Source organism: Mesorhizobium sp. M0778, assembly GCF_040320105.1.
In the GTDB taxonomy this organism is placed as follows: domain Bacteria; phylum Pseudomonadota; class Alphaproteobacteria; order Rhizobiales; family Rhizobiaceae; genus Mesorhizobium.
On sequence record NZ_JAMYPA010000030.1, the window covers coordinates 24,175 to 50,422 of the forward strand.

Consider the following 26,248-nt stretch of genomic DNA (forward strand, 5'->3'; position numbering starts at 1 on the left):
CTTCCAGCCTCACCGCCACCTTGGGTGATTTCGACGCGCCGGATTTTTTGAGGATCATCATCACTGGCAGGCGCTCTTCGATGCGTCACCGATGGAGGTAAGAAAGCAGAAGCATGAACCAGGACATGGGCAGCTACTTCAATCGGTTCTCCGTCCCGTCCGAGGTCATTTCCTTCGTCTGCCGTCCGATAGGCCATTTCATCGACGGCAAGGAAGTTGATTCAGCTGCCGACGTCATCGATGTCATCGAGCCGTTCACCCGTCAAAGATTGACAGGTCTGGCAAGCGGAGGTGCAGAAATTGTCGATCGCGCAGTGCGTTCGTCCCGCAAGGCTCTCACAGGTCATTGGGGTAGAATGCCGCCGCTGGAACGACAGAAGCTTATCCTGCGATTGGCTGATGCGATCGATGCCGACGCAGATTTCCTGGCCCATCTGGAAACCATCGACGTTGGGAAAGCGATTTCCGACGCAAGGTCGATCGACGTTTTCGGCTCGATCGCAAATTTCGAGTATTTTGCAGGCTGGACGAGCAAGCTGGACGGCAGGACCGCAACCGCAGTCTCCCTACCCGGCGAGACGCTGACCTACACCATCAAGGAGCCGGTCGGGGTGGTCGCGGCAATCATCCCGTGGAATTTCCCGCTGCAGATTCTCTCCTGGAAACTTGCGGCCGCGCTTGCTTGCGGATGCACGGTCGTCTGCAAACCGTCGGAGCTCACGCCTCTCTCGGCAATGAGGGTCGCCCAACTCGCGACCAAGGTTGGCTTTCCTGATGGCGTCATCAACGTCGTAAACGGCTTTGGCCATATCATCGGCCAGGCATTGGCCGCCCACCCAGGTATCGACAAACTTTCGTTTACTGGTTCGACAGCGGTGGGAACGGCGGTTGGGAAAACCGCACTCGATACGATGAAGCGTCTGACGCTTGAGCTCGGAGGCAAATCGCCTGTTATCGTGACGAGCAAGGCGAACCTGGATAACGCAGCGAACGCTATTTTATCAGGGATATTCATGAATTCCGGCCAGGTCTGCGACGCGGGATCGCGCGTCTACGCCCATGCCAGCGTCCACGACGAATTGGTCGAGAAGCTGAAGGATGGTGCAGAGAGTTTGACAATCGGTCCTGGTTTGGATCCGAACTCCAGGATCACCCCACTCGTCTCGGCGGCGCATCGGGGCCGCGTCCTGGAGCATATCAAGAGCGCGCATTTGGAAGGCGCATTACTCGTTACAGGCGAAGGGCCAGGCGGAACGGGTCGCGAGGACGGCATTCTTCGTCCGACGATCTTCGCTGAATGCTCCGAAGGAATGGGAATTTTCCGCGAAGAAATATTCGGCGCCGTTCTGGGCGTTGCACGATTTGAGACCCTTGATGAGGCGGTGGAAAGGGCCAATGCGAGCATCTATGGCCTGGCTGCCGCTGTCTATTCCGACAATGTCGACGAAACAGTGCAGCTCTCCCGGCGGCTCAAAGCCGGGAACATCTACATCAATGCACATGGGCTCCTGGATCCGACCATGCCATTCGGTGGCGTGGGAGCTTCGGGCTTTGGCAAGGACATGGGACCGGAACAACTCGACGGATTCCTGACAACAAAAAGCATCTACCTTCAACTCGGAAAGGGATGCGCAACTATTTCACACAGCGCTTCGGGAGGAGGCAACGATGGAAACATTGCGGCGAACTAACATTGATCAGGAGCTGCCACGGTTTTCGGAGCACACTCGGGCCATCGCCAGTGAAGGAGCGGCAGGCTGGGCGATCGCGGACGCGGCGGCGGATGCTGTAGATCGAGGCGAAGACGTCGTCAGCCTCTGCCTTGGGGATACCTCGTTCGACACGCCGACGAGGATATCTGAAGCTGCCATTCAAAGCATCCGAGGCGGTCGGACGCACTACGCTCCGGTTCCGGGCACGCCCGGCCTTCGTCGCAGCATTGCTGCCGCGCAAAAACGGTTCGATGGGCGTGATTGGAATGCAGCACAAGCCATTGTATTCGGTGGAGCACAAAATGCTCTTTTCGCCGCCCTGATGACCGTTGCCGGAGCTGGCGACGAAGTGCTCTGCCTCGAGCCTTGGTATGCCACATACGAAGCGGCAATACGCGCCGGTGGAGCAGTGGCCCGGCCCGTCAAACTATCGCTGCAAAATGCACGGCAGAAGATATCCGAGGATATTCTCCGTGCAGCGGTAGGAGATCGAACGCGGGCGATCTTGCTGAACTCCCCAAACAATCCCGGCGGATATGTGTTCGGCAAGCAGGATCTGGAAACCGTTGCGACATTTGCTGAGCGGCACAATCTATGGATCATCAGCGACGAGGTTTACCGCAGCACAGTCTTTGACGGCGAGTTCCTCTCAGTAACGTCCATTCCCGGCATGACGGAGCGGACCATAATTGTGAACAGCCTGTCCAAGTCTCATGCAATGACTGGCTGGAGGCTAGGATGGACGCTTGGGCCGGTCTCGGCATCAGTTCATTTGGAAAATCTTGCGCAATGCATGCTCTTCGGATCGCCGACCTTTATTCAGGATGCCGCAGCGGTGGCTCTCGATGAGGCGGGTGACGAAGAGATGCGGTTTTTCGCAAGCGAACTCAAGCGCAGACGCGATCTGATGTGCGCTAGGCTCTCCGAGATTCCCCAGCTGAAATTCGCGAGGCCGGGTGGCGGCATGTTCTGTTTCGTCGACGTCAGTGCAACGGGTTTACCCGGCACTGAGTTTGTCGAGCGTCTGTACTCCACGGAACGACTGGCAATCGTGCCGGGCGTCGCGTTTGGGCCGGATATGAAAAACTTCATACGCATCTCTTTCTCGGGCGCTGACTCCGTGATTGAGAGCGGCATGGCACGGCTGAAACGTTTTTGCGCGAAATCGTAGCAACAACGTTCGCGGGATCTGATTTGAGAATACGTCGACATCCGGCGTGTCGAAGTTGGTAACTGCTCGTGGGCGAGCCGCCCGACTCTTGATACTGGGCAAGCCATCAGTCTGGGCAAAAGGGGTCTTGAGCGCACAGGTCAATCTGTGCGAGCCATGCTACATCCCCTTCGGCGGTACAACATTTGTTGTACCTTTCGGGAGAAACGGTACAGAATCGGACGAAACGAGACAACCGCAAAAGTGATTTAGAAGGCCTAAGTAGTGGAAAAAGAAAGGAAATCGCAGATTGGCGTATCTCGGCGCTTCGCTATTGCACCCATGATGGATTGGACAGACGTCGCGAAAAGCATCGTATATTCAACAACTTAGTGGAATCAATCCCTCTAAGTTGTACTGTCGTTGTATTGTACTCGAGGGCATAGCGTTGAGAGAACGCTAAACGACGGCAAGAGAGAACGGCTGGAGAACATTTTATGCGGCCCGAGTTCCTCTCGGCAGGACGAGGGATTTTCGAGCCTTTGCTTGCGCGGCCCGATCCCACAGGAAATCGCCCGAGAATGCGATGTGCTCCCAGCCGACCGGAGACGTGTGTGCCATGAGATCGTCGGTCACGGCATTTCCGGCTGAGCGCAGATGGGCAATGGCATCGGCCATGTAAGTGGAATTCCAATAGACAATTGCGGCGATGACGAGATGATGCGGTTTTCGGAGGAATTGATGCATTACACACTTCATGCTGCGCCAGGCTCTTGCTCTTTTGCACCTCACATCGTCATGGAGGAGATTGGAAGGCCCTATTCGCTGGCGTTGATGTCGCCAGGCCATCCCGAAGCCAAGACCGACGAATTTCACCGCTTAAACCCGAAAGGGCGAATCCCTGTTCTCATTGCCGACAATTTCACTCTCACTGAAGCGCCGGCAATCTTATTTCACCTGGGCCTGACGAATCCAGACGCGCGGCTCCTGGGAGCGGATGCAGAAAACATCATCCGTTCCATCGAATGGTTTAACTGGCTATCGAGTGCGGTTCACGCGGTCGCCGTCCGAATGATCTGGCGCGCCGACTTTTTCTTACCGGATCAATCGATGTACGAGCCCTTGGTTCATAAAGGAAAGGAGCACTTGGCTTCCGCGTTTGCGCTTATAGAATCCAAGTTGACGGACCGAGATTGGGCCGTAGGAGAGTCCTATTCAATCGTTGATCCGTATTTGCTCGTATTCTACAGGTGGGGAAATCGTATGGCCGTTGACATGCGAAATACCTACCCCGCTTGGACCTCTCATGCACGTCGGTTGGAGGAGCGAGCGGCTGTGCAACGAGCCTTAACGCAAGAGGGAATATCCCTCTGGGAGTAGCTGTCGCGTTGCCGAATCCAAAAATTCGCAAGACCATCGATCCTACGCGGTCGTGCTTAAATGTCTGGTAGCATTGTCTAGCGGGAAACCAACGCTACGGCCTCATAGAGGCCGGCAATGTCAGTCCGCCCAATCTCGGTGTGGTTTAAAAACTGTAGATAAATGCCTGAAAAATATATGAAATTTGCCATTGCGCCGATGATGGACTGGACGGACCGGCACTGCCGGTTCTTCCATCACCAATTGACGCGCGAGGCGCTGCTCTACACTGAGATGGTGGTGGCAGATGCGGTCATCCACGGCGCACGCGAGCGGCTGCTCGGCTTCGACGACAGCGAACATCCGGTGGCGCTGCAGCTCGGCGGCGCCGATCCGGGAAAGCTGGCCGAGGCGGCGCGCATCGGCGAAGCCTTCGGCTATGATGAAATCAACCTCAATGTCGGCTGTCCGTCCGACCGCGTCCAGTCGGGCACGTTCGGCGCCTGCCTGATGAAGACGCCGGTGCTCGTCGCGGATTGCGTCGCTGCGATGAAGGCGGCGGTGAAAATACCGGTTACCGTCAAGTGCCGCATCGGCGTCGACGAGCAGGATCCGGAACCGGCACTCGATGCCTTGGCCGACGGTGTTTTCGCGGCCGGCGCCGACGCGCTGTGGGTGCACGCCCGCAAGGCCTGGCTGGAAGGTCTGAGCCCAAAAGAAAATCGCGACGTCCCACCGCTCGACTATGGCCGCGTATATCGGCTGAAAGCCAGAAAACAAAACAAATTCATCGGCATCAATGGCGGCATTCAATCTCTTGCAGAGGCGCTGAGGCATCTCGACCATGTCGATGGCGCTATGCTCGGCCGCGCCGCCTATCACACGCCCGGGATACTGACCGGCATCGATGCCGCGTTTTACGGCGGCACGGCTGAGCCGTTCGATTTTGCCGCGCTGATCGATGCCATGGCGGATTACGCGGCACGCCATATCGAGCAGGGTGGACGCCTCGGGCATGTCACCCGGCACATGGTCGGGCTGTTTCACGGCCTGCCCGGTGCACGCCGCTATCGGCAGATCCTTTCCACCGAGGCGACAAAGCCGGGTGCCGGACCGCAGGTGCTCAAGGCGGCTTTCGCAGAAGTCGATTTCGGCAGGACCGCAGAGGCGGCCTGAGGAAAGAAGTTAATCCCGCAAAATCATGCGATCGCCACGGACGTCGAAGCCCGATAGCGAGCCGATGAAATTCATGCCGAGCAGGCTCTGGCCGAGCGTGCCGGGTGCGGCGATCATGATGGGCATGTCCTTGCGCACGATGCCGCCGATCGACAGCTCATCGGTTTTTACGGCGGCGGCGCGTGTCATGCCGTTGGCGGTAGAGATCGGTATGGTGAAGCGGAGAGCCGCCGAATTGAACCCGACCGCCAGTGCGTCCTCGGCGGTCAGCACGGTGCTGGTCGCGCCGGTATCGACAACCGTCAGGATCGGCGTCCCGTTGATCGTGACACGCGCTTCGAAATGGCCGTTGCCGGCCTTGTCCAGGGTGACGGTGGCATGGCCTTCGTCCACGCCCAGTGCCAGCGGACTGCCGGGAACAAAGCCGGCGGTGACGCGGCTGGCGAAATCCTGCAACTCATAGCGGTACTGATAGCCGGCGATCAGCGCCAGCACGATGGCACCCCAGGCGCCGAGGCTGCGGGCCATGGTGCCTAACGGCCTGCCCGATCTGAGCAGGCCGGCGCCGACGAGCGCCGCTAAAGCGCCAAGCCAGATCAGCTGGCTGAAATCGTAATTCTCAATGCCGAACGTGCTGCCGGCGGAATCGTTGAGCATGAGCAGGAGCACACCCGCCCCGATCGCGACGATCAGAATCCACAACAGTCGGTTCATCTCTGCGGCCGGTTCACGAGAGGGCGTCGCGTTCGCGTGCCATGCGGCTGCGACGGGTTTCCCGGCGGGGGCGTCGCTCGACCGTTTCCAGTCTTGCCGGCAGCTCGGCCATGACGCTGCGGCGGGTTTGCGGGGTCATGTCGATCCAGGCGGCGATTTCCTCGCGCGTGCGCCCGCAACCGAAACAGAAACCGGTTTTCATGTCGATCGAGCAGACCAGGATGCACGGGGATTCAATGGCCGTCATGAGGATTTCCTTGGCTAGCCTCCACATGGTGCAACGACAAAGTCAATGCAAGCCCTCCGGGGTGCGCCGCCAACAAGTGCTTTCGCGTCAATACCGCCAAGTTACGCCGAGGTTGTGCCGGCTGGCCAAGGCGGCTATGCCGCTCACCAATTCACAGGGACGATCGCCATCGACATGACCAGCGCGCTGCCTTTCGACGATTTTCGCGACCTTCTGGTGAGCCTGCCGCCGGCAGATATGGCGGCCAACGCCCGCGTGCGCCAGTTGTTTGCCAAGGCAGACAAGCCCAAAGGCTCGCTCGGCCGCATCGAGGACGTCGCCGCCTGGCTCGCCGGCTGGAGCGGCCGCGCGCCACCGGCGGTGACGCGGCCATTGGTGGCGCTCTTTGCCGGCAATCATGGCGTCACCCGCCACGGCATTTCGCCGCGCCCCGCCGCCGCCACGGCAAATGCGGTCGAGCTCTGCGCCGCCGGCGGTGCAGCGATCAACCAGATCTGCATCGCCAACGATCTCGGCTTGAAGGTGTTCGATCTGGCTCTGCACATTCCAACAGCCGACATCACCGAGGACGCGGCACTGGACGAGCGCGGTTGCGCCGCCACCATGGCCTTCGGCATGGAAGCGATTGCCGGCGGCACCGACCTGCTTTGCCTTGGCGACCTCGGCGTCGGCAATTCGACTGTCGCCGCGGCTCTTTGCGCGGCGCTGTTCGGCGGCACCGGCGCCGACTGGGTCGGCCCTGGATCGGGGGCCAACGCAGCGATGCAGAGGCGCAAGGCGGAGGTGGTCGATGCCGCGATGGCGTTTCACGGCGCGAGCCTCAAGGATCCGCTGGAAGCGCTTCGCCGGGTCGGTGGACGGGAATTCGCAGCGATCTGCGGCGCCATTCTGGCGGCGCGGATGCAGAAGATCCCGGTGCTGCTCGATGGGTTTGCGGTGACCGCGGCCGCTGCCGCCCTATATGCCGCCAACCCCGCCGCGCTCGATCATTGTCTCCTCGCAAGCCTATCGCCGGAGCCGGGCCATGCCAAGGCCGCCGAGCGCCTCGGCCTTCGCGCGCTGCTCGATCTGGGCGTCAGCCAGGGCGAGGGGGTAGGGGCGGCTCTTGCCGCTGGACTGGTCAAGGCGGCCGCGCTGACCAGCTCCGGCATGGCAGCCGCGGTCCGCGGTTAAGCATTCAGCGCCGGCGCGAAGCAACCGCCTTGGTCGGCAGCGCCGGCAGTTCCTCCATCACCCGGCTCAGCGGGAAGATGGCGATCGCCTCGGTGCCTTCGCGTAGCCTGGAATGGAGCTGGAATTCGCCGCCATGCATGGCCAGCAGGCCCTGCACGATCGGCAGGCCAAGCCCGGTGCCCTGTTCGGCGCTCTTGATGGCGATCGAGCCCTGGCCGAAGGCCGAGAGTACGATCGGGATCTCGTCTTCCGGTATGCCCGGCCCATTGTCCTTGACGGAGAGATATTGCCCGCCGCCCGCCGTCCAGCCGACGCGCACGCGGATTTCGCCGCCGGTGGCGGTGAACTTGATGGCATTGGACAAGAGGTTGAGCGCAATCTGCCGCACCGCGCGTTCGTCGGCGAACAGGCGCGGCAAGGCGTTTTCGAAATCCTGGACGATGCGGATGTCCTTGTTGCGCGCCTTCAGCTCCATCATGTGGCAGCAATCCTCGACGACGGAGAGCAGCATCATCGGCTCCTCATTGAGCTGGTAGCGACCCGCTTCGATGCGCGACAAGTCGAGGATTTCGTTGATCAGGTCGAGCAGATGCTGTCCGGAGTCATGCACGTCGCGGGCATAGTCGCGATAGGTCGGGTTGCTCATCGGGCCGAGCACCTCGTTGGCCATCACTTCGGAAAAGCCGAGAATGGCGTTGAGCGGCGTGCGCAGTTCGTGACTCATCGAGGCCAGGAAACGTGATTTCGCCAGATTTGCGTCTTCCGCCCGCCGCCGTGCCTCGTCCGACATCGATTTCGCCGTCTCCAGTTCGGCGATCAGCGCGTCCTTTTCGGAGCGGAACGACAGCAGCATCAGCGAGGAACGGTTGAGCTGGCGCGCCACATAGGCGAAGAAAGGCAGCGAAGCGATCAGCAAACCTGCCATGATCACCTCGACGGGCAGCCATAGTTTCGCACTGGCATAGGCATAGATGGCGACCGGGAGGGCGAAGGTCGCCAACAGCGCACCGCGCAGGGACGATGCCAGGATCGCGGTTGCCGACATGGCGAGCAGCAGCACCACCGCCTTGGCGACCTGGAACTGATCGATTTGGCAAGTTTCGCAGCCGAGCCATGCGAACCAGGCCCAGCCAAGCCCGCAAAGAAAATGGCCGATCAGGAAATCCCTATGCGTTTCCAGCGGGTTGAGCTCGGACGCCTGAGTGACGCGTCTCGCCATGAATGCAACGATGGTGTAGCAGATGAATGTGAACAGCGCCCAGACGCCGATCTCCTTGCCGACGCCCGCGAGCAAGCCTGCGGCGGCAGTTGCCAGAACGAGCAGCGGGACGACGATCACGCCGCCGGTCATCGACAGCGCGTGGAGCTTCAACAGCTCGCGGTCGAAGTCGGGATTTCCGGCTTGCTGCGAAAGACGGTCGCGCGTCTTGCGCACCGCGCGCGCGACATCGCTGTTGCGATGGCGTTTCCTGCGGTCCACAATAAACTTGTCCGCCGTGGTCGAGCGTTGCAGGGGCATGAAGTCTTCAATTTACGCGGGCAGCAATTTCAAATCGTTAAGCTACGTTCGAATGATTAACCAACGGTTTGCCATATGAGCCGTTCGTGGTCGCGATGGCCGCGCCAGCGATACTATGCGCCGCGCCCGCGAAGCCGGTGGCGCAGGCTGATGGACTATGGGCTGACGCTCATCGTGCTTGGCCTGCTGATCCTCCTGGCGGCGCGCCTCGACCGGGTGGAGACGCGCAAGACGGAGGGCGCGGCGATTGTCAATGACGGCGATAGCATCACCCTCGGCAGCGAGCGTGTCCGCATGCGTGGCATCGATGCGCCGGAATATTCGCAGATCTGCCGCAAGGACGGTGCCGACTATCCCTGCGGCAAGCTCGCGCGGCAGTCCCTGGTGCGGTTGATTGCCGGCAAAGCGGTTTCCTGCAGCGGCTGGCAGCGCGACCGCTACGGCAGGCTGCTCGGCGATTGCAAGGTCGGCGGCAAGGATCTCAACCGCGCTCAGGTCGAGGCCGGCTGGGCGGTCGCCTTTGGCGACTTCGAGACCGAGGAAGCCGCTGCGCGCGCAGGCAAGGCCGGCATCTGGGCCGGAACTTTCGACGAGCCGAAGAACTGGCGCGAGAGCCACGGGCACGAGCTGGTCGAAAGAAAACACGGGACCTTGGCGTCGATCGGCGACGCCCTGCGGGAGATTTTTCGCTTCTGGTGAGCTGTGCCTATAATTCGTCGAGATGGACGAGAGGATAAAGATGAAGCTGTTCGACGGCGGCCGCGCGCCCAATCCACGGCGGGTTCGGGTTTTCCTGGCCGAAAAGGGAGTTGAAGTTCCGCTGGTGCCGGTCGACATGGGCGCGCTGGAGCACAAAGAGCAGCCGGTCAGCTCGCGTAACCCGCTGAAGCGTCTGCCGGTGCTCGAACTCGACGATGGCACCATCATCACCGAATCCGTCGCAATCTGTCGTTACTTCGAGGAACTGCACCCCGAGCCGGCTTTGTTCGGGCGTGGCGCGCTCGGCAAGGCAATCGTCGAGATGTGGCAAAGACGTGTGGAGTTCAATCTGTTCGGCTGCGTCGCCGCGGCGTTCCGGCATATCCACCCCGCAATGAGGGAATGGGAGATCCCGCAAATCCCCGAATGGGGCGAGGCCAACAAGCCGAAGGCGATCGAATTCCTGAGATTTCTGGACACTGAGCTCGCCGGCAGGGAATTCGTCGCCAGCGATGCGTATTCGATCGCCGACATCACCGGGCTCGTCGCCATCGATTTTATGAAGCCGGCTCGCATCAAGGTACCCGAAGAGTGCACCAACGTGCTGCGCTGGTATCGGGCAATCTCGAGCCGGCCGAGTGCCGCCGCCTGACAATGAGTTCCGAATGAGCGAAGAGTTGGAAGCCTTGGCAGCGAGGGTACGCGCCTGCCGCATCTGCGTCGATAAGCCGGCCGGCAGGCCATTGCCGCACCAGCCGCGTCCGGTGCTCAGGCCATCTTCGAGCGCCCGCATCCTGATCGCCAGCCAGGCGCCAGGCACCAAGGTCCACCTGTCAGGCATGCCGTTCACCGACGCCTCCGGCGACCGGCTGCGAAGCTGGCTCGGCGTCGGCAGCGAGGAATTCTATGACACGGACAAGTTTGCCATTGTGCCGATGGGCTTTTGCTTTCCGGGTCAGGACGCCAAGGGCGCCGACCTGCCGCCGCGCCGCGAATGTGCGCCGGCCTGGCGCGTATCGCTGATGGCGCTGATGCCGCAAGTCGATCTGGTGCTGACGATCGGCATCTACGCGCAAAGCTGGCATATGGGCGCGGCGCGCCGTCCCTCGCTGACAGAAACAGTCTTGGACTGGCGCGCCATCTGGGCGGCATCGACTGACCCGAAAGTCCTGCCGCTGCCGCACCCGTCCTGGCGCAACACCGGCTGGCTGAAGCGCAATCCATGGTTTGAAATGGATTTGCTGCCATTTCTAAGATCGGAAATCCGCTATCGCATCGGCTAGGCATTCAGCAAGAAATCACTCGCTTTCGCGCTATCCGACAGAATTTCTTTCTTGTAAAAGGCCATGACAAGAGGGAATATGGTAATCTATTCCTCGAAGCGCGTAGCGCATGAGGGGACGCGCTTTAAATTCTTGTTTTTATGCATATCGTTGTGCCAAAGCCGCTGCGCACTTTGGACGACTTGCATCAGGGGGAGCACCCAATGGACCGCCTCGATAGAAAAATCCTCCGCCTCCTGCAGGAGGATGCGACGCTTGCGGTCGCCGACGTCGCCAAGAAGGTCGGCCTGTCGACGACGCCGTGCTGGCGGCGCATCCAGAAGCTCGAGGAAGAGGGCGTCATCAAGCGGCGCGTCGCCATCCTCGACCATGAAAAGGTCAATGTGCGGGTCACGGTGTTTGTGTCGATCCGCACCAATTCGCACAGCCATGAATGGCTGCGGCGCTTTTCGGAGGTCATCCAGGAATTTCCCGAAGTGGTCGAATTCTACCGCATGAGCGGCGATGTCGACTATCTCTTGCGCGTCGTGGTGCCCGACATCGCCGCCTACGACGCCTTCTACAAGCGGCTGATCGCCAAGATCGAGATCCGCGACGTGTCGTCTTCCTTCGCCATGGAGCAGATCAAATACACCACCGAGATGCCGCTGGATTACATGGTGCTCGACAAGGAGTCCGGCGCCAACGCCGCTTGAGATTCTTCTGCTTAGTTCTTCTTTTTGTTGAGGAAAGTCCAGGGCGAGTTGACCGGCAGCGTGATCGTGTCCGGCACGGTGTCGACGTTGACCACCTCGGCCTTGCGCACAGTGTAGCCCGACTGGATGACACTGACGCCGTCAAGGATGAAAAGCTGGCTCTTCTCCATGCCTGGCTCTAGTGCGCCAGTTATCGAAACCGGCTGGTAGGCCTCGGACATCCGGTAGGGTTGCGCAGGCGTAACGAGGACGATCTGGTTGGGCGGCGGCGTCGGCATATGGCTGCAGGCCCCTGTCCAGGGCACCAGCAGGAATTGATAGACGAGATCACCGTCGCGATCGACCGGCAGTGCGTAGCCCGCGAGCTGCACGGTCTGGTCCTGCAAATCGTGAGAGAGCGTTTCGCCATGATCCGGCATTTTGGCCGCGATCATTGGCAGTCCGACGCTTTCGGCGGCTGCCTGGGTCGCTGGGCGCAGATCCTTCCAGAAAATGTGCGTGGTCCCAGCGGAAGCGCTTGCCGCGATGGCGGACGCCAACAAGGCAGTCGCCAAGACCGCGCCTGATTTAAAACGGTTGCTCATCGCTGCTCCGCTGTTGAGCCTTGATCTGCGGACATCAAGTAAAGCTGCCGCTGTCCACTGGTCAACGCTCAAGCCGCATCACATGCCGGCGCGAGCCGGCTATGCCAATCTCGCGAAAGCCACGGGCGACGAACATGCCGCGAAACCCCATGAAGCTGTAGCTCGGCGAAGCATCGTCGACCGGATAGGCTTCGATCATCCTGGCGCCTTTGGCAAAGGCGTGATCGATGGCCGCGTCGAGCAATGCGCTTGCCAGCCCGCCACCGCGCAGCGCTCTCGGTACATAGAAGCAGACGATCGACCAGATGCCCATCTCGCTATCGTCCTGCTGCCGCGACAGCCTGCGGTAGGTCTCGCGCGGCGCGACCGAGCACCAGCCGACGGTCCGGCCATTGATCTGGGCGACAATGCCGACCGGCGTGCCAGCGTCGATCAGCGCCATCATCGCGCGTTTCTTCTCGTCGTTCTCGACATGCTCGCGGCGGTCGAGGTTGCGCCAGGCCATGCACCAGCAATATTTCGGCCCGCCGGGTTGCTCGAACAGGTTTTCGAAATCAGCGCGCGTCGATTGCATCACCTCCGTGAAGCGCACTTTGCTCAGGTCAAGCTTTTCTGGCGGCGAGCCGTTCGAGCGTCTTGGCATCGGAAAGTTCCTTCACGGCGTCCTTGCCGATCCAGCGCGCAGTCCTGTCTGTCGAGGCCGCTAGTTTTTGCGCCAGGGCAAGGGCAGGGCCGTGCAAATTCATCGATCGTTTGCCGATCGAACGAAGCGCCCAGTTCACCGCCTTCTTGACAAAATTGCGGCCGTCGGTCGCATGCGCTTCGATGATCGACAGGAATTCGAGGAAGGTCGCCTCGGGTTCCTTCTTCCGGTGGACCACCGACCAAGCCATCATCGCAAACGCCGTGCGCCGAACGAATTCCCGTTCGTCGACCGCGAATTCGGCGATCAATTCCCTCCAGCAATCCGTATCGACAAAGAGATCGGAGACCCCGTCGACGATATCCCACGAGTCGAAAGTCGCCGCCCATCGTCTTGCATCCGCGGCGGAGAACCGCTCCGGATCGGCTGTCACGGAAGCGATCAACTGCGCCTCCATGATGCCTGTCTGCCAAAGCTCGAAGGCACGCTCATGGTTGCGCTTGATCTTCTTGGCAATCTGCCGCTGCACGCCATGCGAGATACCGAGCGCACGTTCGATCTTGATGCCGTAGCGCAGCATGCCAAGGCGATTTTCCTCCGAGGCGATCGAGCGCAGATGAGCGACGATTTCGTCGGCGCTGGATTGAGGCGAAAGCTCGGCCACGGTGAAATCCTATTTCTCCAGCCGCGCCAGCAGCGAGGACGTGTCCCAGCGCTTGCCGCCCATCGCCTGCACGTCCTTGTAAAACTGGTCGACAAGTGCCGTCACCGGCAGTTTGGCGCCGTTGCGGTCGGCCTCGGCGAGGCAGATGCCAAGATCCTTGCGCATCCAGTCGACGGCGAAGCCGAAATCATATTTGCCGGCATTCATCGTCTTGTGGCGGTTCTCCATCTGCCAGGAACCGGCCGCGCCCTTGGAAATCACCTCGATCACCTTTTCGATGTCGAGCCCGGCCTGCTTGCCGAAATGGATACCTTCGGCCAGTCCCTGAACGAGGCCGGCGATGCAGATCTGGTTGATCATCTTGGTGAGCTGGCCAGCCCCTGCCGGTCCCATCAACCCGACCATGCGGGCATAAGCATCTATGACCGGCTTGGCCCTGTCGAAGGCGTCTGGCTCGCCGCCGACCATCACGGTCAGCACGCCGTTCTCAGCGCCTGCCTGACCGCCGGAGACCGGAGCGTCGAGGGACGAAAACCCGAGCGCTTGCGCCTGCTGCGCCAGTTCGCGCGCGACCTCGGCCGATGCCGTGGTGTTGTCGACGAAGATGGCGCCCTTCTTCACTGAATTGAAGGCGCCTCCGGCGCCGGTCGTCACCGAGCGCAGATCGTCGTCATTGCCGACGCAGGAAAAAACGAAGTCCTTGCCCTCGGCCGCCTCTGCCGGCGTCACGGCGAAGCTGCCGCCATGCTGGGCAACCCACTGCTCGGCCTTGGCCCTGGTGCGGTTGTAGACAGTGACGTCGTGACCGCCCTTGTTCTTGAGATGCCCGGCCATCGGATAACCCATGACGCCAAGACCGAGAAATGCCACCGAAGCCATGTTTTCGAATCCCTTAGAAACCTGCTTTGCGGCCTTCTTATCGGATCAGGCAAGGGGATGGGAGTCAGCGGTGCAGATGGATGGTGATACGCCGTTCGATCCACTCGACGCCGTGGCGCAATGTTTCGACGATGACCAGATAGATGATCGCCGCCCAGATATACGACTGAAAGTCGAAGGTGCGCGCATAAGTGAGCCGGGTGATGCCCATCAAATCGTAGACCGTGATGATGGCGACGATTGCCGAGCCCTTGATCATCAGGATGATCTCGTTGCCATAAGGGCGCAGCGCCACAATCAGCGCCTGCGGCAGGATGATTTTCCACATCGTCTGCAGTTTGTGCAGGCCGAGCGAGGCGGCACCTTCCCATTGGCCCCTTGGCACGCTCTCGATCGCGCCACGCAAAATCTCGGCCTGGTAGGCGGCCGTATTCAGCGAAAAGGCGAAGATCGCGCAGTTGAACGCTTCGCGGAAGAAGCCCCACAGGCCGACCATCTCGAGCTCCGGTCGGAAGGAGCCGACCCCGTAGTAGACCAGGAAGGTCTGCGCCAACAGCGGCGTGCCGCGAAAGAAATAGACATAGGCATAGGCGAACCCCGAAAGGATCGGATTGTTCGACATACGTGCATAGGCGATCGGCACCGACAGGATCGCACCAAGCACAATTGAGATGGCAACCAGCAGCAGGGTGATGCCAAGGCCGGATATGTAGCCGGGTGCATATTTCTGGAAGAACTCCGGGTTCCACGCAGTGACCAGGTAGACGACCACGCCAATGCCGAGAGCGATCCACAGGCCGACCAGGACATGGCCGAGGATGCGTTGGCGCGACCAGCCGCGTGCGGGCGGCGGCGGCCGGTCAACCTTCAGCGTGTCGGTGGCCAGGCTCATCTCTTGACCTCGCTGCCGCCAACCGCTCGTTCGATCGCATTGATGCCGAAGGAGGAGACGATCGCTAGCAGGAGATAGATCAGGCCGGCAAAACCGTAAAACAGGAAGGCGTGCTTGGTGACGCGAGCGGCAACCCCGCTCTGCCGGAGGATCTCGTTGAGGCCGACGGCCGAGACGAGCGCGGTGTCCTTGAGCAGGATCAGCCAAAGATTGGCAAGTCCGGGCAACGCGATGCGGATTAACTGCGGCAGTACGATCAGCCGCATCGTCTGGCCGCTGGACAGGCCAACCGAATAGCCTCCCTCATATTGCCCTTTTGGAATCGCGCGGAAGGCGGATAAAAACACCTCGCTGGAATAAGAGGAGAAGATGAAGCACAGCGCGATCATCCCGGCGACGAAGCTGTTGACGTCGGCCGATGTCCCGGGGCTCACCAGCCGGACAATGTATTGCAGGATTAATGGGATGCCGAAGAAGATCAGAAACAGCGTGAGCAGCTCGGGTATTCCGCGAAAGATCGTGGTGTAGATGTTCCCGGCCAGTCTCAGCGACGGCTCTTCCGACTGTTTGGCCAGCGCCACGAAAAAGCCGAGCGTCAGCCCGAAGGGCAGCGTGGCCAGCGCAAGACATACTGTGACAAACACACCCGCGGCGATGTCGTCGAGCCAGCCTTCGGGTCCCCAACTGAGAAGCGTCAGTGCGCTCTGCATCCGCCTGCCTGTTCTCCTTAAGGCTCGTTGAGACCCGTACCGCATCACCCCTCGTGCGCGGCATCCTTATAAGAACGGCGGGAATCTCCCGCCGTTCACGTTGTCCTATGTCGGTCGATCAGGACTCGCCGCCGTAAACGTCATATTTGAAGTATTTGTCGTTGATTTCCTTGTACTTTCCGTTTGCGCGGATCGCGTCGATCGCCGCATTGAACTGGTTGACCAGGTCGGTCTCGCCTTTGCGCACGGCAATGCCGGCGCCCGGACCGTGGATTTCGATGACGGGCTTGATTGTGCCGACCAGCTTGCAGCAGGCGCCGTCCGGCGAATCCAGCCATTGCTGCAGCACGACGATGTCGTCATTGGCGGCATCGAGCCGGCCATTGGCCAGATCGAGCTGGTATTCCTGCGCGGTCGGATACGGCTTGACGGTGCTGTCGGTGTAAGTCTTGGTCGAATAGTTGAAATGGGTGGTGGATGCCTGCACGCCGATCGTCTTGCCGGCCAAATCTTCCTTGGTGACACCCTTGATATCAGTGTCCTTAGGCGCGGCGATTGCCGGCGGCGTATTGTAATATTTGTGGGTGAAGTCGACCTTCTCGGCGCGTTCCGGGGTGATCGACATAGACGCGACAATGGCGTCGAACTTGCCTGCCTGAAGGGCTGGAATGATGCCGTCCCAGTCCTGCGCGACAAAAGTGCACTTCACCTTCATCTCGTCGCACAGTGCCTTGGCGATATCGATATCGAAGCCCACGAGCTGGCCGTCGGCGGTGAGGTTGTTGAATGGCGGATACGCTCCTTCGGTGCCGATCCTCAAGGTTTTTTCCTGGGCCTGGGCAACGCCAAGCGTCAGCAGCGCAGCCGATGCGGCGAGCGCGATACGCAGTGCAATACGCATAATGGTCCTCTCTGTTGGTCCCGGCCGTCGTTCCCGAACGGCTCTGTGGGCGGTGCTTTTGACCGCCCGCTGGCGCGATACTCCCATTCTTTCCCAAGAAAAAGCAACTGCAAAACCGCCGCTTGAGGGAAGGTCATGTTCAGAAAACGGTGACGCTGGGTCAAACGCCTAAATGGAGAGAAAGTGGCGGGAAGCTCCCCGCGGCCGCAATCTCAGCGCGTCAGGCCGGTGGCGCGTTCGATGAAGTCGGCTATCGAATTCGTGTCGTCGAGATCGAAGACCGGCAAGTCTTCGCCGACAATGGGAAAGTCGGAGGCGACGGCGATAATGTGTGGATCGCCTGCCGAGAGCGGTGTCCGGTCCTTGGCCTCGAGCCGTCGCGTCTCGATTTTCTTGTGCGCCTCGCGCTTGTAGCCCTCGACCAGCACGATGTCGGAGGGTGCCAGCCGTGACAGGATCGCCTCCAGCGTCGGCTCGTCCTCGCCACGCAATTCGTGCATCAGCGCCCAGCGCCTGCCCGACACGATCGCCACCTCCATCGCTCCCGCCTGGCGGTGGCGAAAGCTATCCGCTCCAGGTTTGTCGATGTCGAAATCATGATGGGCGTGTTTTACAGTCGACACTTTCCAGCTGCGCCGGACGAGTTCGGCTACCAGCTTTTCGGTCAATGTCGTCTTGCCGGAGTTCTTCCAGCCAGTGATGCCGAAGATACGTCTGTTCATGGCTCGATGCTCTGCAACAGATGCGCGGCCCGGGCAAGGTCGTCGGGAGTGTTGATGTTGAAGAAGGGATCGATCTCGGCGCCTCTGGATTTCAGGATGGGAAAATCCACCTCGACAAAACCGTGCCGGTCGATGAACGCCGAAACGCGCCGGTTGTCTTCCTCGACGAGAAATTGGCGCAAGGCCTGGTCGAGCCCCAGCGGCCAGAGCGCAAACGTCGGATGCCGTTTGCCGCCGGAACAGGCAACGGCGATCGAGCCCGGGCGTGCATAGGCTGCCGCGAGCAGCCGCTCGACCATATCCTTGGGCAGGAAAGGCGTATCGCCTGCAGCCGTGACCAGCGCCTGGCAAGTGGTGTCGGAAGCCCATTCGAGGCCGGTCAGGATCCCGGCAAGCGGCCCGGCATAACCCTTGACGGTGTCGGCAAGCACGGGAAGCCCCGTCGCGGCAAACCGTGCCGGATCGCCATTGGCGTTGAGCGCCAGCGGGCCGACCTGCGGGCCAAGGCGCGAAACGACACGGTCGAGCAGGGTCCCATCGCCAAGCGCAAGCAGCGTCTTGTCGCCGCCGCCCATCCGGCTCGACCGGCCGCCGGCCAGAATGATCCCTGCGATATCTCGGCCCATCGTTTGCTGCTAGACCCTATGACCAAAATCAAGTTTTCAAATCAGACGGTCGTCAACGGTCGCGCCTATATGCCGTCCGGCGCCATGTCCGGTCCAGCGCTTTCGGCAGCTGTCTTTCGCCGGCCGACGATCCGTTCGCGGTAGAGCGCATAGAGGCCTGAGGCGATGATGATCGTGGCACCGACGATCATCGGCAGATCGGGGACATCGCCGAAGATCGTGAAGCCAAGCAGGATCGACCAGAGCAGGGCGGTGTAGCGGAACGGCGCGATGAAGGAGATATCGCCCACCCGCATCGCCATGATGATGAACTGGTAGCCAATGAGCACGAGCACCGCCGCCAGCGCCAGGAATGCCGTGCTTTTTCCCGTCATCGGCGTCCAACCGCCCATCGGCGAAAGCAATGCTGCGCCCAGAACGGTCATGGCAAGAGCGGTGGCGGTCGACACCAGCAATGTCGGAATTGCCTGCGGAATCCGCTTGGTGGCGAGGTCGCGCACCGCGCAGCATGCCACGCTAGCCAGTGCCAGCAGAGAAAACATGCTGAACCCTTCGAAGCCCGGCCGCACAATGATCAGCACGCCGGCAAAACCGACGGCAATGGCCAGCCAGCGCCGCCAGCCGACGCCCTCGTTGAACACAAGCGCGGCGCCCATCGTCACAGCCAGCGGCAGCGCCTGCAGCACGGCGGACACATTGGCGATCGGAAGATGTGCCAGAGCAACCAGGAACGACACCGTGGCGCCGGCCTCGCTGGCGACGCGCAGCGCAACTGTCGGCTGCAGCATCGAGCCAGGCCGGGCAAGCGCGCCGCGTTGCCACGCAAGCAGGGCAACGAAAAGCGAAGCGAAGGCGCCGCGGATCAGCATGACCTGCGCCATGTTCATCGATTCCGACGAGAATTTGGTGATTGCATCGTTGAGGGTGAAACCAATCATGGCCACCATCATGAACAACGCGCCGCGCAGATTTGGCGAAAGAGGCAAGGCGATTACCGGGTGAGTCCTGCAGCAAGCGTCTAGCAGGCACCCGCAAAACAGCAACGTCAAAGGGCTGGGCCACAGCCTTTCTGTGGCCCGTGACATCTACCTCGCAAGAGCGGCAGGCTTATTTGCGCGTCAGCACCTCGGTGCCGTTGCCTTCCTTGCCGGCAATCGTCCACAGGCCATGCAGCGAGCCGTCTTCCTGCACCTTGTAGACGACAAGGCCAACCGCCTTGCCCATGACATAGCCGGCGGAGAAGGCATCGTCGTTGCGCATGCAGATGCCGTCCGAGGACGAGCCGCCTGTCTCCCAATGGATCGTGCAGGTAGTCTCGCTGGTCAGCGTAATCGTCGCGTCGCCACCATAGGACGATCCATCGAAGTTGGTGCCGGCCACGGCATAGGTGCCGCCGATCGACTGGGCCGCCGCGGGCAGGGCCGCGAAGCTGAGCAATGCAACAGAAAGAATGAGTTTGTGCATATCGTATTCCCCCACTGGGCGAAGAACCACTCCAGAGCAGAGGCTAGGCCCGAACGGGCTTGCGGTAAATCCGGTAACCGTTTGCGGACAAGACCTTTTCTGGGTGTGACCCCGAAATGTGCCGTTCCAAAGGATGGGTTCGGAGGGCAAATCGATCACACTGCGGCTCGAGGAAAATTTTTCGACGAGATCAAATTTGCTCGGCAAGATTCACCAAATTGGTCATTGTAGGCTTCTGATCTTGTCTGGGGAGGTGGTCCATGATGAATGCACGAGGCAATGCGGACATGCTTGGCACAGGCAGCAGGCGGCACGTTTCGTCGGCTTCCCGGTTCTCTTCTGCACTGGCGGTTATCCTCATGGCGATGGCGCCTGCCTTCGCCGAGAACGGCGCTTCGGCGTCGGCAGTCGAACGGATGTCCACGCCGGGTCACGAAGCGGATGAACTCGCTCGCCGCGTCGGGAAATGGTCCGTCGTCAACACGATCTGGCCAACGCCCGGCGCCCAGCCGATTGTGATGACCGGGCTGGTGGCCGAGCGTACGATGATCGGCCCCTTCATGCAGGAGGTGATGCGATCGGCGCCCGGGTCGAAAATCCCAGACTTCCAGCGGATAGCCTATTTGAGCTATGACCGGGTGGAGGGCCGCTGGAAGTATGTCTCGATGGATACCCGTTTCCCGGCAGGGATCATGCCCGCCTGGAGTTTTGGTGGCGAGGAGGACGGCAAGATTTCGCTGCTTTTCGAGCCGCTTGGTTTCGTCGGCTTCGGGCCCGAGGTCGAAGGGCGATTCACTGCCTCCGATTTCGTCATTTCCAGGGACGGCGACAATCACGAAGTGGCCGAGCAGCATTTCCTCCAAGCCAATGGCAGCGGCAAGAAATGGCTTGCCGTACGATACGACTACACGCGTCAACCGTGACTCGTTAGCAAAAACAACGGGGTTGCGAATATGTTCCGAGGTCGCCGGATGCTCACGGTCCCCTGAGGCTGCCGGCGATCGCTCCGATAAGCGGGTCGTATTTCGATTTCAAGGCTGGCGGATAGTCGATCCAGACCGTACGGATGACACCGTCTTTTCCGAACAGGCGGCGTTCGTAGAAGATGTTCTCGCCTTTGATGCCCGACAGCACCGCCCAGTCCTTGCCGGTCTTGCTGTAGGTAATCTTGTAGCCAGGTTCCTTGCTGCCCCTCTGGGCGGAGACGAAGGCTGTCGGAGTTTCATCATCGATATTGAGGATGCCTGAACAGATCAGGCTGGCGCCATCAGCGGTGAGCCATTGTTGTCCATCGCCATTGTCCGGCTCAGGCTGGCGAAGAGTGAAGATCTCATCCGGAAAGGTGCAGACGGTACCGAAGCGCTCGTTCGTATAGGTGAGTGGCGCGGCAACTGCCATGGTCCCCGCCATCACTCCGAAAAACGTCGGGATTGCAAAAAGCCGCTGCATGAGCCTTGCCTCGAAGCCGATGCCAAGGCGATTATTCTTGCACGAAATCGGTGAAAAATCAGCCGCCGGTGACGCTCATATGCCGCGACACCGATGGGCGGTTGGTGCGGCGATCAATGATGAAGTCGTGGCCTTTCGGCTTGCGGCCGATTGCTTCGTCGATGGCGTCGGCGACCAGCTCGTTGCCTTCGGACGCACGCAGTGGTGCGCGCAGGTCGGCTGCATCTTCCTGGCCGAGGCACATGTAAAGCGTGCCGGTGCAGGTCAGCCGGACCCGGTTGCAGCTTTCGCAGAAATTATGCGTCATCGGCGTGATGAAGCCGAGCCGCCCGCCGGTCTCGGCGACGTGGACATAGCGGGCCGGGCCACCGGTCTTATAGGGAATATCGCTCAGCGTGAACTGGCGCTCGAGTGCTGCGCGCAGCAGCGACAGCGGCAAATACTGGTCGGTGCGGTCGGCGTCGATCTCGCCCATCGGCATTGTTTCGATGACCGTCAGATCCATGCCGCGGCCATGCGCCCAGCGCAGCATTTCCGGCAATTCGGCATCATTGAAGTCCTTCAAGGCCACCGCATTGAGTTTTACCTTCAGCCCCGCCGCCTGCGCCGCGTCGATGCCGTCCATGACCTTATCCAGATTGCCCCAGCGGGTGATCTGGCGGAATTTGTCGGCATCGAGGGTGTCGAGCGAGACGTTGATGCGTTTGACGCCGCAGTCGGCGAGCTCGGCGGCAAAGCGTGAAAGCTGCGATCCGTTGGTGGTCAGCGTCAGCTCTTCCAGCGCACCGCTCTCGAGATGCCGCGAAAGCTGGCGCACCAGATGCATGATGTTCTTGCGCACCAGCGGCTCACCGCCGGTGAGGCGGAGCTTGCGCACGCCCTTTTCGATGAAGACCGTGCAAAGCCGGTCGAGCTCTTCCAGCGACAGCAGGTCCTTCTTGGGCAGGAACGTCATGTCCTCGGCCATGCAATAGGTGCAGCGGAAATCGCAGCGGTCGGTGACCGACACGCGCAGGTAGGTGATCGTGCGACCGAAAGGATCGATCATATCCATGCTTATGCGCTTCCCGTGGCCGTGAACGGCTTCGTTATATATGGCTATGTGATGCGAGCCAACTTGCCATTCAAGATAGAAGCTCGCGATCTGCGGTAACATCCCGACGCCGACAGATCATGTCGGAAGTTCTGAAACGGCCTTTTCCCTCAACGCGAAGCGGCGTAGGGAAGGCTGTCTTCCGCAGGATCCACCAGCATGACAGCGCCAAAGGAACTCAGGGTCTCGAAGGACCGCAAGCTGCTTTCCGTCACCTTTCCGGGCCATCAGCCGTTCGAATTGCCAGCCGAGCTGCTGCGTGTTGCCTCGCCGTCGGCCGAGGTGCAGGGCCATTCGCCCGAACAGCGCGTCACCGTTCCCGGCAAGCGCAATGTAGCGATCCTTAAGATCGAGCCGGTCGGCAACTATGCCGTGCGCATCACCTTCGACGATTTCCACGACACCGGCATCTTCACCTGGAATTACCTGCATACGCTGGGTCATGAGAAGGATGCACGCTGGGCCGCCTATCTCGCCGAGCTGGAAGAGAAGGGGCTGAGCCGCGACCGCTGACTGATTTCGCGGGACGCTCCGGTCAACGCAGCATCGCCAGTATCTCGCTGGTGTCGTGATAAAACGGCGTGCCTTCGATCAGCCGGTCATCCTTGAAGCGCAAGACTTCGGCAAACGGCTGCTTGATGGTTGCACCATTGGCCCGCGATGTCAGCGACAGCGTGCAGCTCATGAACACCATGTCATCGTTTTGGGCGACCTGGAGGTCCTCCACCGCCACGTCGCTCCAGATTTCCCGCATCTTGCGGAAAAGGGCGCCAACGCCGTCGAGGCCGTTCCAGTCACCGGCATAGGGCAGGGAGCGAGGCTCATGCACGACAATCTCGACATGAAATGCGCTGGCAAGCATATCGAGGCTCTCCGAGCCTGATTGCAGGAAACGCATTTCAACATTGAACATGTTTTCAATAAGTTCCATGGCGGTGCGTCGCCGGCCGAGCGGTTTCTCCATTTTTGACCTCCGTTTCTGTCAGCACGAAAGCGGTTTGCGCTTGTTCGCGGTCCCTCGACACCCGTTTCCTGATGACGGACAAACGGGCATCGTGTCGTGAAAATGTCATGCGTCTGGAGTAGCGCCGGCAAAGGTTGGAGACGAAAACATGTCCATGATCACCAGCGTCGAACAGCTCGAAGCGCTCTATGGCCTGCCCGGCGAGGCGTCGGTGGTCAAGGAACTCGACCAGCTGATTCCTGAATACGCTGCTTTCATCGAAGCTTCGCCGTTTGCTGCGCTCGCAACCTGCGGGCCTGAAGGGCTGGACTGCTCGCCGCGCGGCGATCTCGCCGGCTTCGTCCGCATCCACGATCCGAAAACGCTGATGATGCCGGACCGGCGCGGTAACAACCGTGCCGATTCGCTAAGGAACATCCTTCGCGATCCGCGCGTCGCGCTTCTGTTCCTGGTGCCGGGTTCCGGCACGACGCTGCGCGTCAATGGACGCGCCCACATCACCACCGATCCCGCGCTCTGCGCCTCGTTCGCAGTCGAGGGCAAGCCGGCGCGCTCGGTGACGGTCGTCGAGGTCGATGCGGTCTATTTCCAGTGCGCCCGCGCCATCCACCGGTCGGATCTGTGGAATCCGGCAAGGCATGTCGACCCAAGATCGCTGCCGACCCCCGGACAGATCCTGGAGATCACCAGCCGCAAGAACATCGACGGCGAGGTCTACGACAGGGAATGGCCGGAGCGCGCGAAAAAATCCATGTGGTGAAGAAATTTGGTGGTGAGGGAATTTGGTGGTGAGGCACTGGGCCGTCAGGCGGTCTTCAACACCTCGGCAACCTTGCGCATCTGTTCGCCGATCATGTCGCATTGTTCCGGCGTCGACTGGCTCATCGCCTTTTCGATCAGCGTCATGTGGACCTTCAGCGCCTGCATAAGCAGTGCCTCGCCTGCCTCAGTCAACGTCAGCCGCAGCACGCGCTTGTCCTTCTCGTCGCCCTCGCGGCGCAGTAGGCCGCGGGTCTCCAACTGCGGCAAAAGCATGGTGATGTTGGAGCGGCCGACCAGCAGGCGGCGAGCGAGGTCGTGCTGCGACATGCCGGGATGGCGGTAGAGGTTCATCAGCACGTCCAGCTGCGCCGGCTTCAGGTCGAGCGGCGCCAGCTTCACCGCCAAGGTGCGTTCCACCACGTGGCAGGCGCGCGCCACCGCAACCCAGTTGCGAAAACGCGGGTTGTCCCAGGGCAGGTCTTGCTTAATGTTCATGTTTGAACTATTATGTTCATGCTTGAACCAATGGATGGATCGCCACTATGGCATCATTTGGAGTGAAGGTCATCCGCGGCACGTTCGGCGTGGCCGAGCATGTGGCGCCGCGACTCACCGGGCGCGCTGCATTCGAGCTGTTCTGCCGCACGCCGCACGAAAAGAGCTTGAGCCATCGTGAGCGCCGCGCAATCGATCGCGCCGCCGATTTCATGACCGAAGCGCGCCATCACCGGCTAAAGACCAGAACCGGCTGCGTCATGGTGCATGAATTCCGGCCCGAGCCGGGCAGGGCGGCTGCAGGCACCGTGCTCGTCATCCATGGCTGGCGTTCGCGTACCGAATACATGCGCACATTGATCGAAGCCTATCGCGATGCCGGCTACAAGGTGGTCTCGCTCGATTTGCCGGGCCACGGCCAGTCGCAGGGCCGCCGGCTGACCCTTGTCAGTGCGGTCGATGCAGCACGGGTTGCCGGCGAATGGTTCGGCCCATTTGCCGCCATCGCCGGCCATTCCTTTGGTGGTGCCGTCGCCGCCAATGCCGTCGCCGGTTCAATCAGAAATATCCCGCCGTTGACGGCCGGGCGGCTGGTGCTAATCGCTGCGCCGAGCTCGCTTCCTGCGATCTTTGCCGATTTCAGCCGCATGCTGAATGTCGGCTCGCGCTCGCAGGTCGCCATGGCCGACCGGGTCGAGCGCATCGCCGGCCGGCCGCTGCACGAATTCACCGGTGACCGCCAACTGGCAAGCACGCCGCTGCCGACGCTGGTGATCCACGCGCCGGACGACCGCGAAGTGTCCGCCGATCATGCAAGGCTCTACGCGCGTGCCGGCGACCATGTGCGGCTGTACTGGGCCGACGGGCTCGGCCACCGCCGCATTCTCGCGGACAAGGGTGTGGTGGAGCGTGCCGTTGGTTTCGTTGCCGGCAGGCTGGAGCCGTCTCTGCAGTGACCTGAATGTCTGTTCTTGTCTGCCGGGTTCGACCGTCACGCCGCCCCGGTGCTGGCCATCGCTATCCAAGCCGCCATTGCTCCGGCCACCGTCTCCAGAAGAGCCGAGCGCGACGCGCCGTCGCGCGCCTGGATCGACATGCCGTGCTGTACGGTCGCATAGAAGGTCGCGGCCGTACCGCAGTCGAAATCGGCCGGCAACTCCCCCTCGGCCACGCCACGCTCGAGGCGTCTCAGCAAGGCTTCGCGGTTTTCGGCACGGCGACGGCGCAGATCATCGCAGATGGCGCCGCGGCTCGAGTCCTGGTGCAATGCGCCGAGCGCGATAAGGCAGCCTTGCGGACGGCCGGTCTGCGAATAGGCCCTGGCCGTCTGGCGCAGGAACCGCTCGACCGCCTGGCGTGCGGTCGGCGCCTTTTCCAGCGCAGACCAGATCTCGGTGCCTTCCACCTGCGTGTAAAGCTCGGTCGCCTCGAGAAACAGCGCTTCCTTGCTGCCGAAGGCTGCGTAGAGGCTGGGTGAGTTGATGCCCATTGCAGCCGTCAGGTCGCTTATCGACGCGCCCGCATAACCCTTGGCCCAAAACACCTCCATTGCCCGCCGCAAGGCGGCGGTTCGATCGAAGGTGCGGGGGCGGCCTCGTTCCGGCATGGTGCGCTTTCTGTGTTGATCGATACATAATTCAGTTGACGCGGTTCAGCAAGGCTGGCAGATATTT

31 protein-coding genes and 2 pseudogenes are annotated in these 26,248 nt (G+C 61.0%); 13 read left to right on the top strand and 20 right to left on the bottom strand.

What is annotated here, in order from left to right; translation table 11 throughout:
* The first annotated feature begins 113 nt into the window (after positions 1–113).
* Together NKI22_RS28405 and NKI22_RS28410 are read left to right on the top strand one after the other, a co-directional pair.
* Positions 114–1,691 (top strand): aldehyde dehydrogenase family protein, encoded by a 1,578-nt coding sequence (locus tag NKI22_RS28405; protein ID WP_352815337.1) that lies wholly within the window; start codon positions 114–116, stop codon positions 1,689–1,691.
* Positions 1,669–2,883, top strand: a complete 1,215-nt coding sequence (locus tag NKI22_RS28410; RefSeq protein WP_352815338.1) for a pyridoxal phosphate-dependent aminotransferase — start codon at positions 1,669–1,671, stop codon at positions 2,881–2,883. Before NKI22_RS28405 ends, NKI22_RS28410 begins: the two co-directional genes overlap by 23 nt.
* Before the next feature lie 474 nt (positions 2,884–3,357).
* Here NKI22_RS28410 and NKI22_RS28415 read toward each other — a convergent pair.
* Positions 3,358–3,582, bottom strand: a pseudogene (locus NKI22_RS28415) (Tn3 family transposase); the annotation flags it as partial.
* Between the two features lie 21 nt (positions 3,583–3,603).
* Between NKI22_RS28415 and NKI22_RS28420 the strand changes: the two are divergent.
* Both NKI22_RS28420 and dusA read left to right on the top strand, forming a co-directional pair.
* Complete coding sequence (locus tag NKI22_RS28420) at positions 3,604–4,242, top strand: glutathione S-transferase family protein (RefSeq protein ID WP_287388084.1); 639 nt, start codon at positions 3,604–3,606, stop codon at positions 4,240–4,242.
* Positions 4,243–4,419: 177 nt separating this feature from the next.
* Positions 4,420–5,397 carry a tRNA dihydrouridine(20/20a) synthase DusA gene (gene dusA / locus NKI22_RS28425; RefSeq protein WP_352815341.1) on the top strand — a complete coding sequence of 326 codons (978 nt, stop codon included), beginning with the start codon at positions 4,420–4,422 and terminating at the stop codon, positions 5,395–5,397.
* Positions 5,398–5,406: 9 nt separating this feature from the next.
* On the opposite strand, the gene NKI22_RS28430 is transcribed toward dusA, so the two are convergent.
* Both NKI22_RS28430 and NKI22_RS28435 read right to left on the bottom strand, forming a co-directional pair.
* Positions 5,407–6,111, bottom strand: coding sequence for a TIGR02281 family clan AA aspartic protease (locus tag NKI22_RS28430; RefSeq protein WP_352482604.1), 705 nt, complete (start codon positions 6,109–6,111; stop codon positions 5,407–5,409).
* A 13-nt stretch (positions 6,112–6,124) separates the two neighbouring features.
* A complete protein-coding gene (locus NKI22_RS28435) occupies positions 6,125–6,358 on the bottom strand; it encodes a DUF1289 domain-containing protein (RefSeq protein WP_031193575.1) in 234 nt (77 codons plus the stop codon).
* Positions 6,359–6,532: 174 nt separating this feature from the next.
* On the opposite strand from NKI22_RS28435, the gene NKI22_RS28440 reads away from it, so the two are divergent.
* Entirely contained in the window at positions 6,533–7,531 is a 999-nt protein-coding gene (locus NKI22_RS28440) for a nicotinate-nucleotide--dimethylbenzimidazole phosphoribosyltransferase (protein ID WP_352482679.1), read from the top strand.
* Between the two features lie 4 nt (positions 7,532–7,535).
* Here the strand turns inward: NKI22_RS28440 and NKI22_RS28445 are convergent, their stop codons facing one another.
* Positions 7,536–9,050: a sensor histidine kinase gene (locus tag NKI22_RS28445; protein WP_023717647.1), complete on the bottom strand. Its 1,515-nt coding sequence runs from the start codon at positions 9,048–9,050 to the stop codon at positions 7,536–7,538.
* Positions 9,051–9,125: 75 nt separating this feature from the next.
* Between NKI22_RS28445 and NKI22_RS28450 the strand changes: the two genes are divergently transcribed.
* The 4 genes and pseudogenes from NKI22_RS28450 to NKI22_RS28465 all read left to right on the top strand — a co-directional run bounded on the left by NKI22_RS28450 (position 9,126) and on the right by NKI22_RS28465 (position 11,727).
* On the top strand, positions 9,126–9,749 hold the full coding sequence (locus NKI22_RS28450) for a thermonuclease family protein (protein ID WP_352494632.1): 624 nt from the start codon (positions 9,126–9,128) through the stop codon (positions 9,747–9,749).
* 40 nt (positions 9,750–9,789) lie between these two features.
* Entirely contained in the window at positions 9,790–10,401 is a 612-nt protein-coding gene (locus NKI22_RS28455; RefSeq protein WP_352494633.1) for a glutathione S-transferase, read from the top strand.
* Positions 10,341–11,032: pseudogene (locus NKI22_RS28460) on the top strand (uracil-DNA glycosylase family protein). Before NKI22_RS28455 ends, NKI22_RS28460 begins: the two are co-directional and overlap by 61 nt.
* 203 nt (positions 11,033–11,235) lie before the next feature.
* The gene (locus tag NKI22_RS28465) at positions 11,236–11,727 is read left to right on the top strand and encodes an Lrp/AsnC family transcriptional regulator (protein WP_006333679.1); all 492 of its coding nucleotides are present in this window, start codon (positions 11,236–11,238) and stop codon (positions 11,725–11,727) included.
* 11 nt (positions 11,728–11,738) lie between these two features.
* On the opposite strand, the gene NKI22_RS28470 is transcribed toward NKI22_RS28465, so the two are convergent.
* From NKI22_RS28470 to NKI22_RS28520, 11 genes are all read right to left on the bottom strand, one after another.
* Complete coding sequence (locus NKI22_RS28470; RefSeq protein WP_352640852.1) at positions 11,739–12,311, bottom strand: DUF3299 domain-containing protein; 573 nt, start codon at positions 12,309–12,311, stop codon at positions 11,739–11,741.
* Positions 12,312–12,372: 61 nt separating this feature from the next.
* Positions 12,373–12,954: a GNAT family N-acetyltransferase gene (locus tag NKI22_RS28475; RefSeq protein WP_352640850.1), complete on the bottom strand. Its 582-nt coding sequence runs from the start codon at positions 12,952–12,954 to the stop codon at positions 12,373–12,375.
* A complete protein-coding gene (locus NKI22_RS28480) occupies positions 12,914–13,618 on the bottom strand; it encodes a DNA alkylation repair protein (RefSeq protein ID WP_352640848.1) in 705 nt (234 codons plus the stop codon). Before NKI22_RS28480 ends, NKI22_RS28475 begins: the two co-directional genes overlap by 41 nt.
* Positions 13,619–13,627: 9 nt before the next feature.
* Positions 13,628–14,497, bottom strand: coding sequence for an NAD(P)-dependent oxidoreductase (locus NKI22_RS28485; protein WP_023717640.1), 870 nt, complete (start codon positions 14,495–14,497; stop codon positions 13,628–13,630).
* 64 nt (positions 14,498–14,561) lie between these two features.
* Entirely contained in the window at positions 14,562–15,389 is an 828-nt protein-coding gene (locus NKI22_RS28490; protein ID WP_023717639.1) for an ABC transporter permease, read from the bottom strand.
* Positions 15,386–16,099 carry an ABC transporter permease gene (locus NKI22_RS28495; protein WP_023675013.1) on the bottom strand — a complete coding sequence of 238 codons (714 nt, stop codon included), beginning with the start codon at positions 16,097–16,099 and terminating at the stop codon, positions 15,386–15,388. Before NKI22_RS28495 ends, NKI22_RS28490 begins: the two co-directional genes overlap by 4 nt.
* A 118-nt stretch (positions 16,100–16,217) precedes the next feature.
* A complete protein-coding gene (locus tag NKI22_RS28500; RefSeq protein WP_023717637.1) occupies positions 16,218–17,000 on the bottom strand; it encodes an ABC transporter substrate-binding protein in 783 nt (260 codons plus the stop codon).
* A 212-nt stretch (positions 17,001–17,212) separates the two neighbouring features.
* Positions 17,213–17,722, bottom strand: coding sequence for a molybdopterin-guanine dinucleotide biosynthesis protein B (gene mobB / locus NKI22_RS28505; protein WP_023717636.1), 510 nt, complete (start codon positions 17,720–17,722; stop codon positions 17,213–17,215).
* Positions 17,719–18,348: a molybdenum cofactor guanylyltransferase MobA gene (mobA, locus tag NKI22_RS28510; protein WP_352482600.1), complete on the bottom strand. Its 630-nt coding sequence runs from the start codon at positions 18,346–18,348 to the stop codon at positions 17,719–17,721. The genes mobB and mobA overlap by 4 nt, the downstream gene beginning before the upstream one ends.
* Positions 18,349–18,413: 65 nt before the next feature.
* Positions 18,414–19,334 carry a DMT family transporter gene (locus NKI22_RS28515; RefSeq protein WP_023717634.1) on the bottom strand — a complete coding sequence of 307 codons (921 nt, stop codon included), beginning with the start codon at positions 19,332–19,334 and terminating at the stop codon, positions 18,414–18,416.
* A 121-nt stretch (positions 19,335–19,455) separates the two neighbouring features.
* Positions 19,456–19,812 (bottom strand): hypothetical protein, encoded by a 357-nt coding sequence (locus tag NKI22_RS28520; protein WP_023717633.1) that lies wholly within the window; start codon positions 19,810–19,812, stop codon positions 19,456–19,458.
* A 260-nt stretch (positions 19,813–20,072) separates the two neighbouring features.
* Between NKI22_RS28520 and NKI22_RS28525 the strand changes: the two genes are divergently transcribed.
* Positions 20,073–20,735, top strand: coding sequence for a DUF1579 family protein (locus tag NKI22_RS28525; protein WP_352959316.1), 663 nt, complete (start codon positions 20,073–20,075; stop codon positions 20,733–20,735).
* A gap of 52 nt (positions 20,736–20,787) precedes the next feature.
* Here the strand turns inward: NKI22_RS28525 and NKI22_RS28530 are convergent, their stop codons facing one another.
* Together NKI22_RS28530 and moaA are read right to left on the bottom strand one after the other, a co-directional pair.
* Entirely contained in the window at positions 20,788–21,210 is a 423-nt protein-coding gene (locus NKI22_RS28530) for a hypothetical protein (RefSeq protein ID WP_352547224.1), read from the bottom strand.
* 109 nt (positions 21,211–21,319) lie between these two features.
* Positions 21,320–22,315: a GTP 3',8-cyclase MoaA gene (gene moaA, locus NKI22_RS28535; RefSeq protein WP_352482597.1), complete on the bottom strand. Its 996-nt coding sequence runs from the start codon at positions 22,313–22,315 to the stop codon at positions 21,320–21,322.
* Positions 22,316–22,513: 198 nt separating this feature from the next.
* On the opposite strand from moaA, the gene NKI22_RS28540 reads away from it, so the two are divergent.
* Positions 22,514–22,867, top strand: a complete 354-nt coding sequence (locus tag NKI22_RS28540; RefSeq protein ID WP_023717628.1) for a gamma-butyrobetaine hydroxylase family protein — start codon at positions 22,514–22,516, stop codon at positions 22,865–22,867.
* A gap of 22 nt (positions 22,868–22,889) precedes the next feature.
* On the opposite strand, the gene NKI22_RS28545 is transcribed toward NKI22_RS28540, so the two are convergent.
* Positions 22,890–23,318 carry a nuclear transport factor 2 family protein gene (locus NKI22_RS28545; RefSeq protein ID WP_352494640.1) on the bottom strand — a complete coding sequence of 143 codons (429 nt, stop codon included), beginning with the start codon at positions 23,316–23,318 and terminating at the stop codon, positions 22,890–22,892.
* 148 nt (positions 23,319–23,466) lie between these two features.
* Between NKI22_RS28545 and NKI22_RS28550 the strand changes: the two genes are divergently transcribed.
* Positions 23,467–24,078, top strand: a complete 612-nt coding sequence (locus NKI22_RS28550) for a pyridoxamine 5'-phosphate oxidase family protein (RefSeq protein ID WP_352640841.1) — start codon at positions 23,467–23,469, stop codon at positions 24,076–24,078.
* A 44-nt stretch (positions 24,079–24,122) separates the two neighbouring features.
* On the opposite strand, the gene NKI22_RS28555 is transcribed toward NKI22_RS28550, so the two are convergent.
* Entirely contained in the window at positions 24,123–24,575 is a 453-nt protein-coding gene (locus NKI22_RS28555) for a MarR family winged helix-turn-helix transcriptional regulator (RefSeq protein WP_352466212.1), read from the bottom strand.
* A gap of 47 nt (positions 24,576–24,622) precedes the next feature.
* Between NKI22_RS28555 and NKI22_RS28560 the strand changes: the two genes are divergently transcribed.
* Complete coding sequence (locus tag NKI22_RS28560) at positions 24,623–25,531, top strand: alpha/beta hydrolase (protein ID WP_352640839.1); 909 nt, start codon at positions 24,623–24,625, stop codon at positions 25,529–25,531.
* A gap of 35 nt (positions 25,532–25,566) precedes the next feature.
* On the opposite strand, the gene NKI22_RS28565 is transcribed toward NKI22_RS28560, so the two are convergent.
* Complete coding sequence (locus tag NKI22_RS28565) at positions 25,567–26,181, bottom strand: TetR/AcrR family transcriptional regulator (protein ID WP_352640837.1); 615 nt, start codon at positions 26,179–26,181, stop codon at positions 25,567–25,569.
* Between the last annotated feature and the right edge of the window lie 67 nt (positions 26,182–26,248).

What these genes read in the sequence shown, in the direction of transcription:
- NKI22_RS28405 (WP_352815337.1), top strand. Translation starts at nt 114, where the DNA reads ATGAACCAGGACATGGGCAGCTACTTCAATCGGTTCTCCGTCCCGTCC.
- NKI22_RS28410 (WP_352815338.1), top strand. Translation starts at nt 1,669, where the DNA reads ATGGAAACATTGCGGCGAACTAACATTGATCAGGAGCTGCCACGGTTT.
- NKI22_RS28420 (WP_287388084.1), top strand. Translation starts at nt 3,604, where the DNA reads ATGCATTACACACTTCATGCTGCGCCAGGCTCTTGCTCTTTTGCACCT.
- dusA (WP_352815341.1), top strand. Translation starts at nt 4,420, where the DNA reads ATGAAATTTGCCATTGCGCCGATGATGGACTGGACGGACCGGCACTGC.
- NKI22_RS28430 (WP_352482604.1), bottom strand. Translation starts at nt 6,111, where the DNA reads ATGAACCGACTGTTGTGGATTCTGATCGTCGCGATCGGGGCGGGTGTG.
- NKI22_RS28435 (WP_031193575.1), bottom strand. Translation starts at nt 6,358, where the DNA reads ATGACGGCCATTGAATCCCCGTGCATCCTGGTCTGCTCGATCGACATG.
- NKI22_RS28440 (WP_352482679.1), top strand. Translation starts at nt 6,533, where the DNA reads ATGACCAGCGCGCTGCCTTTCGACGATTTTCGCGACCTTCTGGTGAGC.
- NKI22_RS28445 (WP_023717647.1), bottom strand. Translation starts at nt 9,050, where the DNA reads ATGCCCCTGCAACGCTCGACCACGGCGGACAAGTTTATTGTGGACCGC.
- NKI22_RS28450 (WP_352494632.1), top strand. Translation starts at nt 9,126, where the DNA reads ATGAGCCGTTCGTGGTCGCGATGGCCGCGCCAGCGATACTATGCGCCG.
- NKI22_RS28455 (WP_352494633.1), top strand. Translation starts at nt 9,790, where the DNA reads ATGAAGCTGTTCGACGGCGGCCGCGCGCCCAATCCACGGCGGGTTCGG.
- NKI22_RS28465 (WP_006333679.1), top strand. Translation starts at nt 11,236, where the DNA reads ATGGACCGCCTCGATAGAAAAATCCTCCGCCTCCTGCAGGAGGATGCG.
- NKI22_RS28470 (WP_352640852.1), bottom strand. Translation starts at nt 12,311, where the DNA reads ATGAGCAACCGTTTTAAATCAGGCGCGGTCTTGGCGACTGCCTTGTTG.
- NKI22_RS28475 (WP_352640850.1), bottom strand. Translation starts at nt 12,954, where the DNA reads ATGCCAAGACGCTCGAACGGCTCGCCGCCAGAAAAGCTTGACCTGAGC.
- NKI22_RS28485 (WP_023717640.1), bottom strand. Translation starts at nt 14,497, where the DNA reads ATGGCTTCGGTGGCATTTCTCGGTCTTGGCGTCATGGGTTATCCGATG.
- NKI22_RS28490 (WP_023717639.1), bottom strand. Translation starts at nt 15,389, where the DNA reads ATGAGCCTGGCCACCGACACGCTGAAGGTTGACCGGCCGCCGCCGCCC.
- NKI22_RS28495 (WP_023675013.1), bottom strand. Translation starts at nt 16,099, where the DNA reads ATGCAGAGCGCACTGACGCTTCTCAGTTGGGGACCCGAAGGCTGGCTC.
- NKI22_RS28500 (WP_023717637.1), bottom strand. Translation starts at nt 17,000, where the DNA reads ATGCGTATTGCACTGCGTATCGCGCTCGCCGCATCGGCTGCGCTGCTG.
- mobB (WP_023717636.1), bottom strand. Translation starts at nt 17,722, where the DNA reads ATGAACAGACGTATCTTCGGCATCACTGGCTGGAAGAACTCCGGCAAG.
- mobA (WP_352482600.1), bottom strand. Translation starts at nt 18,348, where the DNA reads ATGGGCCGAGATATCGCAGGGATCATTCTGGCCGGCGGCCGGTCGAGC.
- NKI22_RS28520 (WP_023717633.1), bottom strand. Translation starts at nt 19,812, where the DNA reads ATGCACAAACTCATTCTTTCTGTTGCATTGCTCAGCTTCGCGGCCCTG.
- NKI22_RS28525 (WP_352959316.1), top strand. Translation starts at nt 20,073, where the DNA reads ATGATGAATGCACGAGGCAATGCGGACATGCTTGGCACAGGCAGCAGG.
- NKI22_RS28530 (WP_352547224.1), bottom strand. Translation starts at nt 21,210, where the DNA reads ATGGCAGTTGCCGCGCCACTCACCTATACGAACGAGCGCTTCGGTACC.
- moaA (WP_352482597.1), bottom strand. Translation starts at nt 22,315, where the DNA reads ATGGATATGATCGATCCTTTCGGTCGCACGATCACCTACCTGCGCGTG.
- NKI22_RS28540 (WP_023717628.1), top strand. Translation starts at nt 22,514, where the DNA reads ATGACAGCGCCAAAGGAACTCAGGGTCTCGAAGGACCGCAAGCTGCTT.
- NKI22_RS28545 (WP_352494640.1), bottom strand. Translation starts at nt 23,318, where the DNA reads ATGGAGAAACCGCTCGGCCGGCGACGCACCGCCATGGAACTTATTGAA.
- NKI22_RS28550 (WP_352640841.1), top strand. Translation starts at nt 23,467, where the DNA reads ATGTCCATGATCACCAGCGTCGAACAGCTCGAAGCGCTCTATGGCCTG.
- NKI22_RS28555 (WP_352466212.1), bottom strand. Translation starts at nt 24,575, where the DNA reads ATGAACATTAAGCAAGACCTGCCCTGGGACAACCCGCGTTTTCGCAAC.
- NKI22_RS28560 (WP_352640839.1), top strand. Translation starts at nt 24,623, where the DNA reads ATGGCATCATTTGGAGTGAAGGTCATCCGCGGCACGTTCGGCGTGGCC.
- NKI22_RS28565 (WP_352640837.1), bottom strand. Translation starts at nt 26,181, where the DNA reads ATGCCGGAACGAGGCCGCCCCCGCACCTTCGATCGAACCGCCGCCTTG.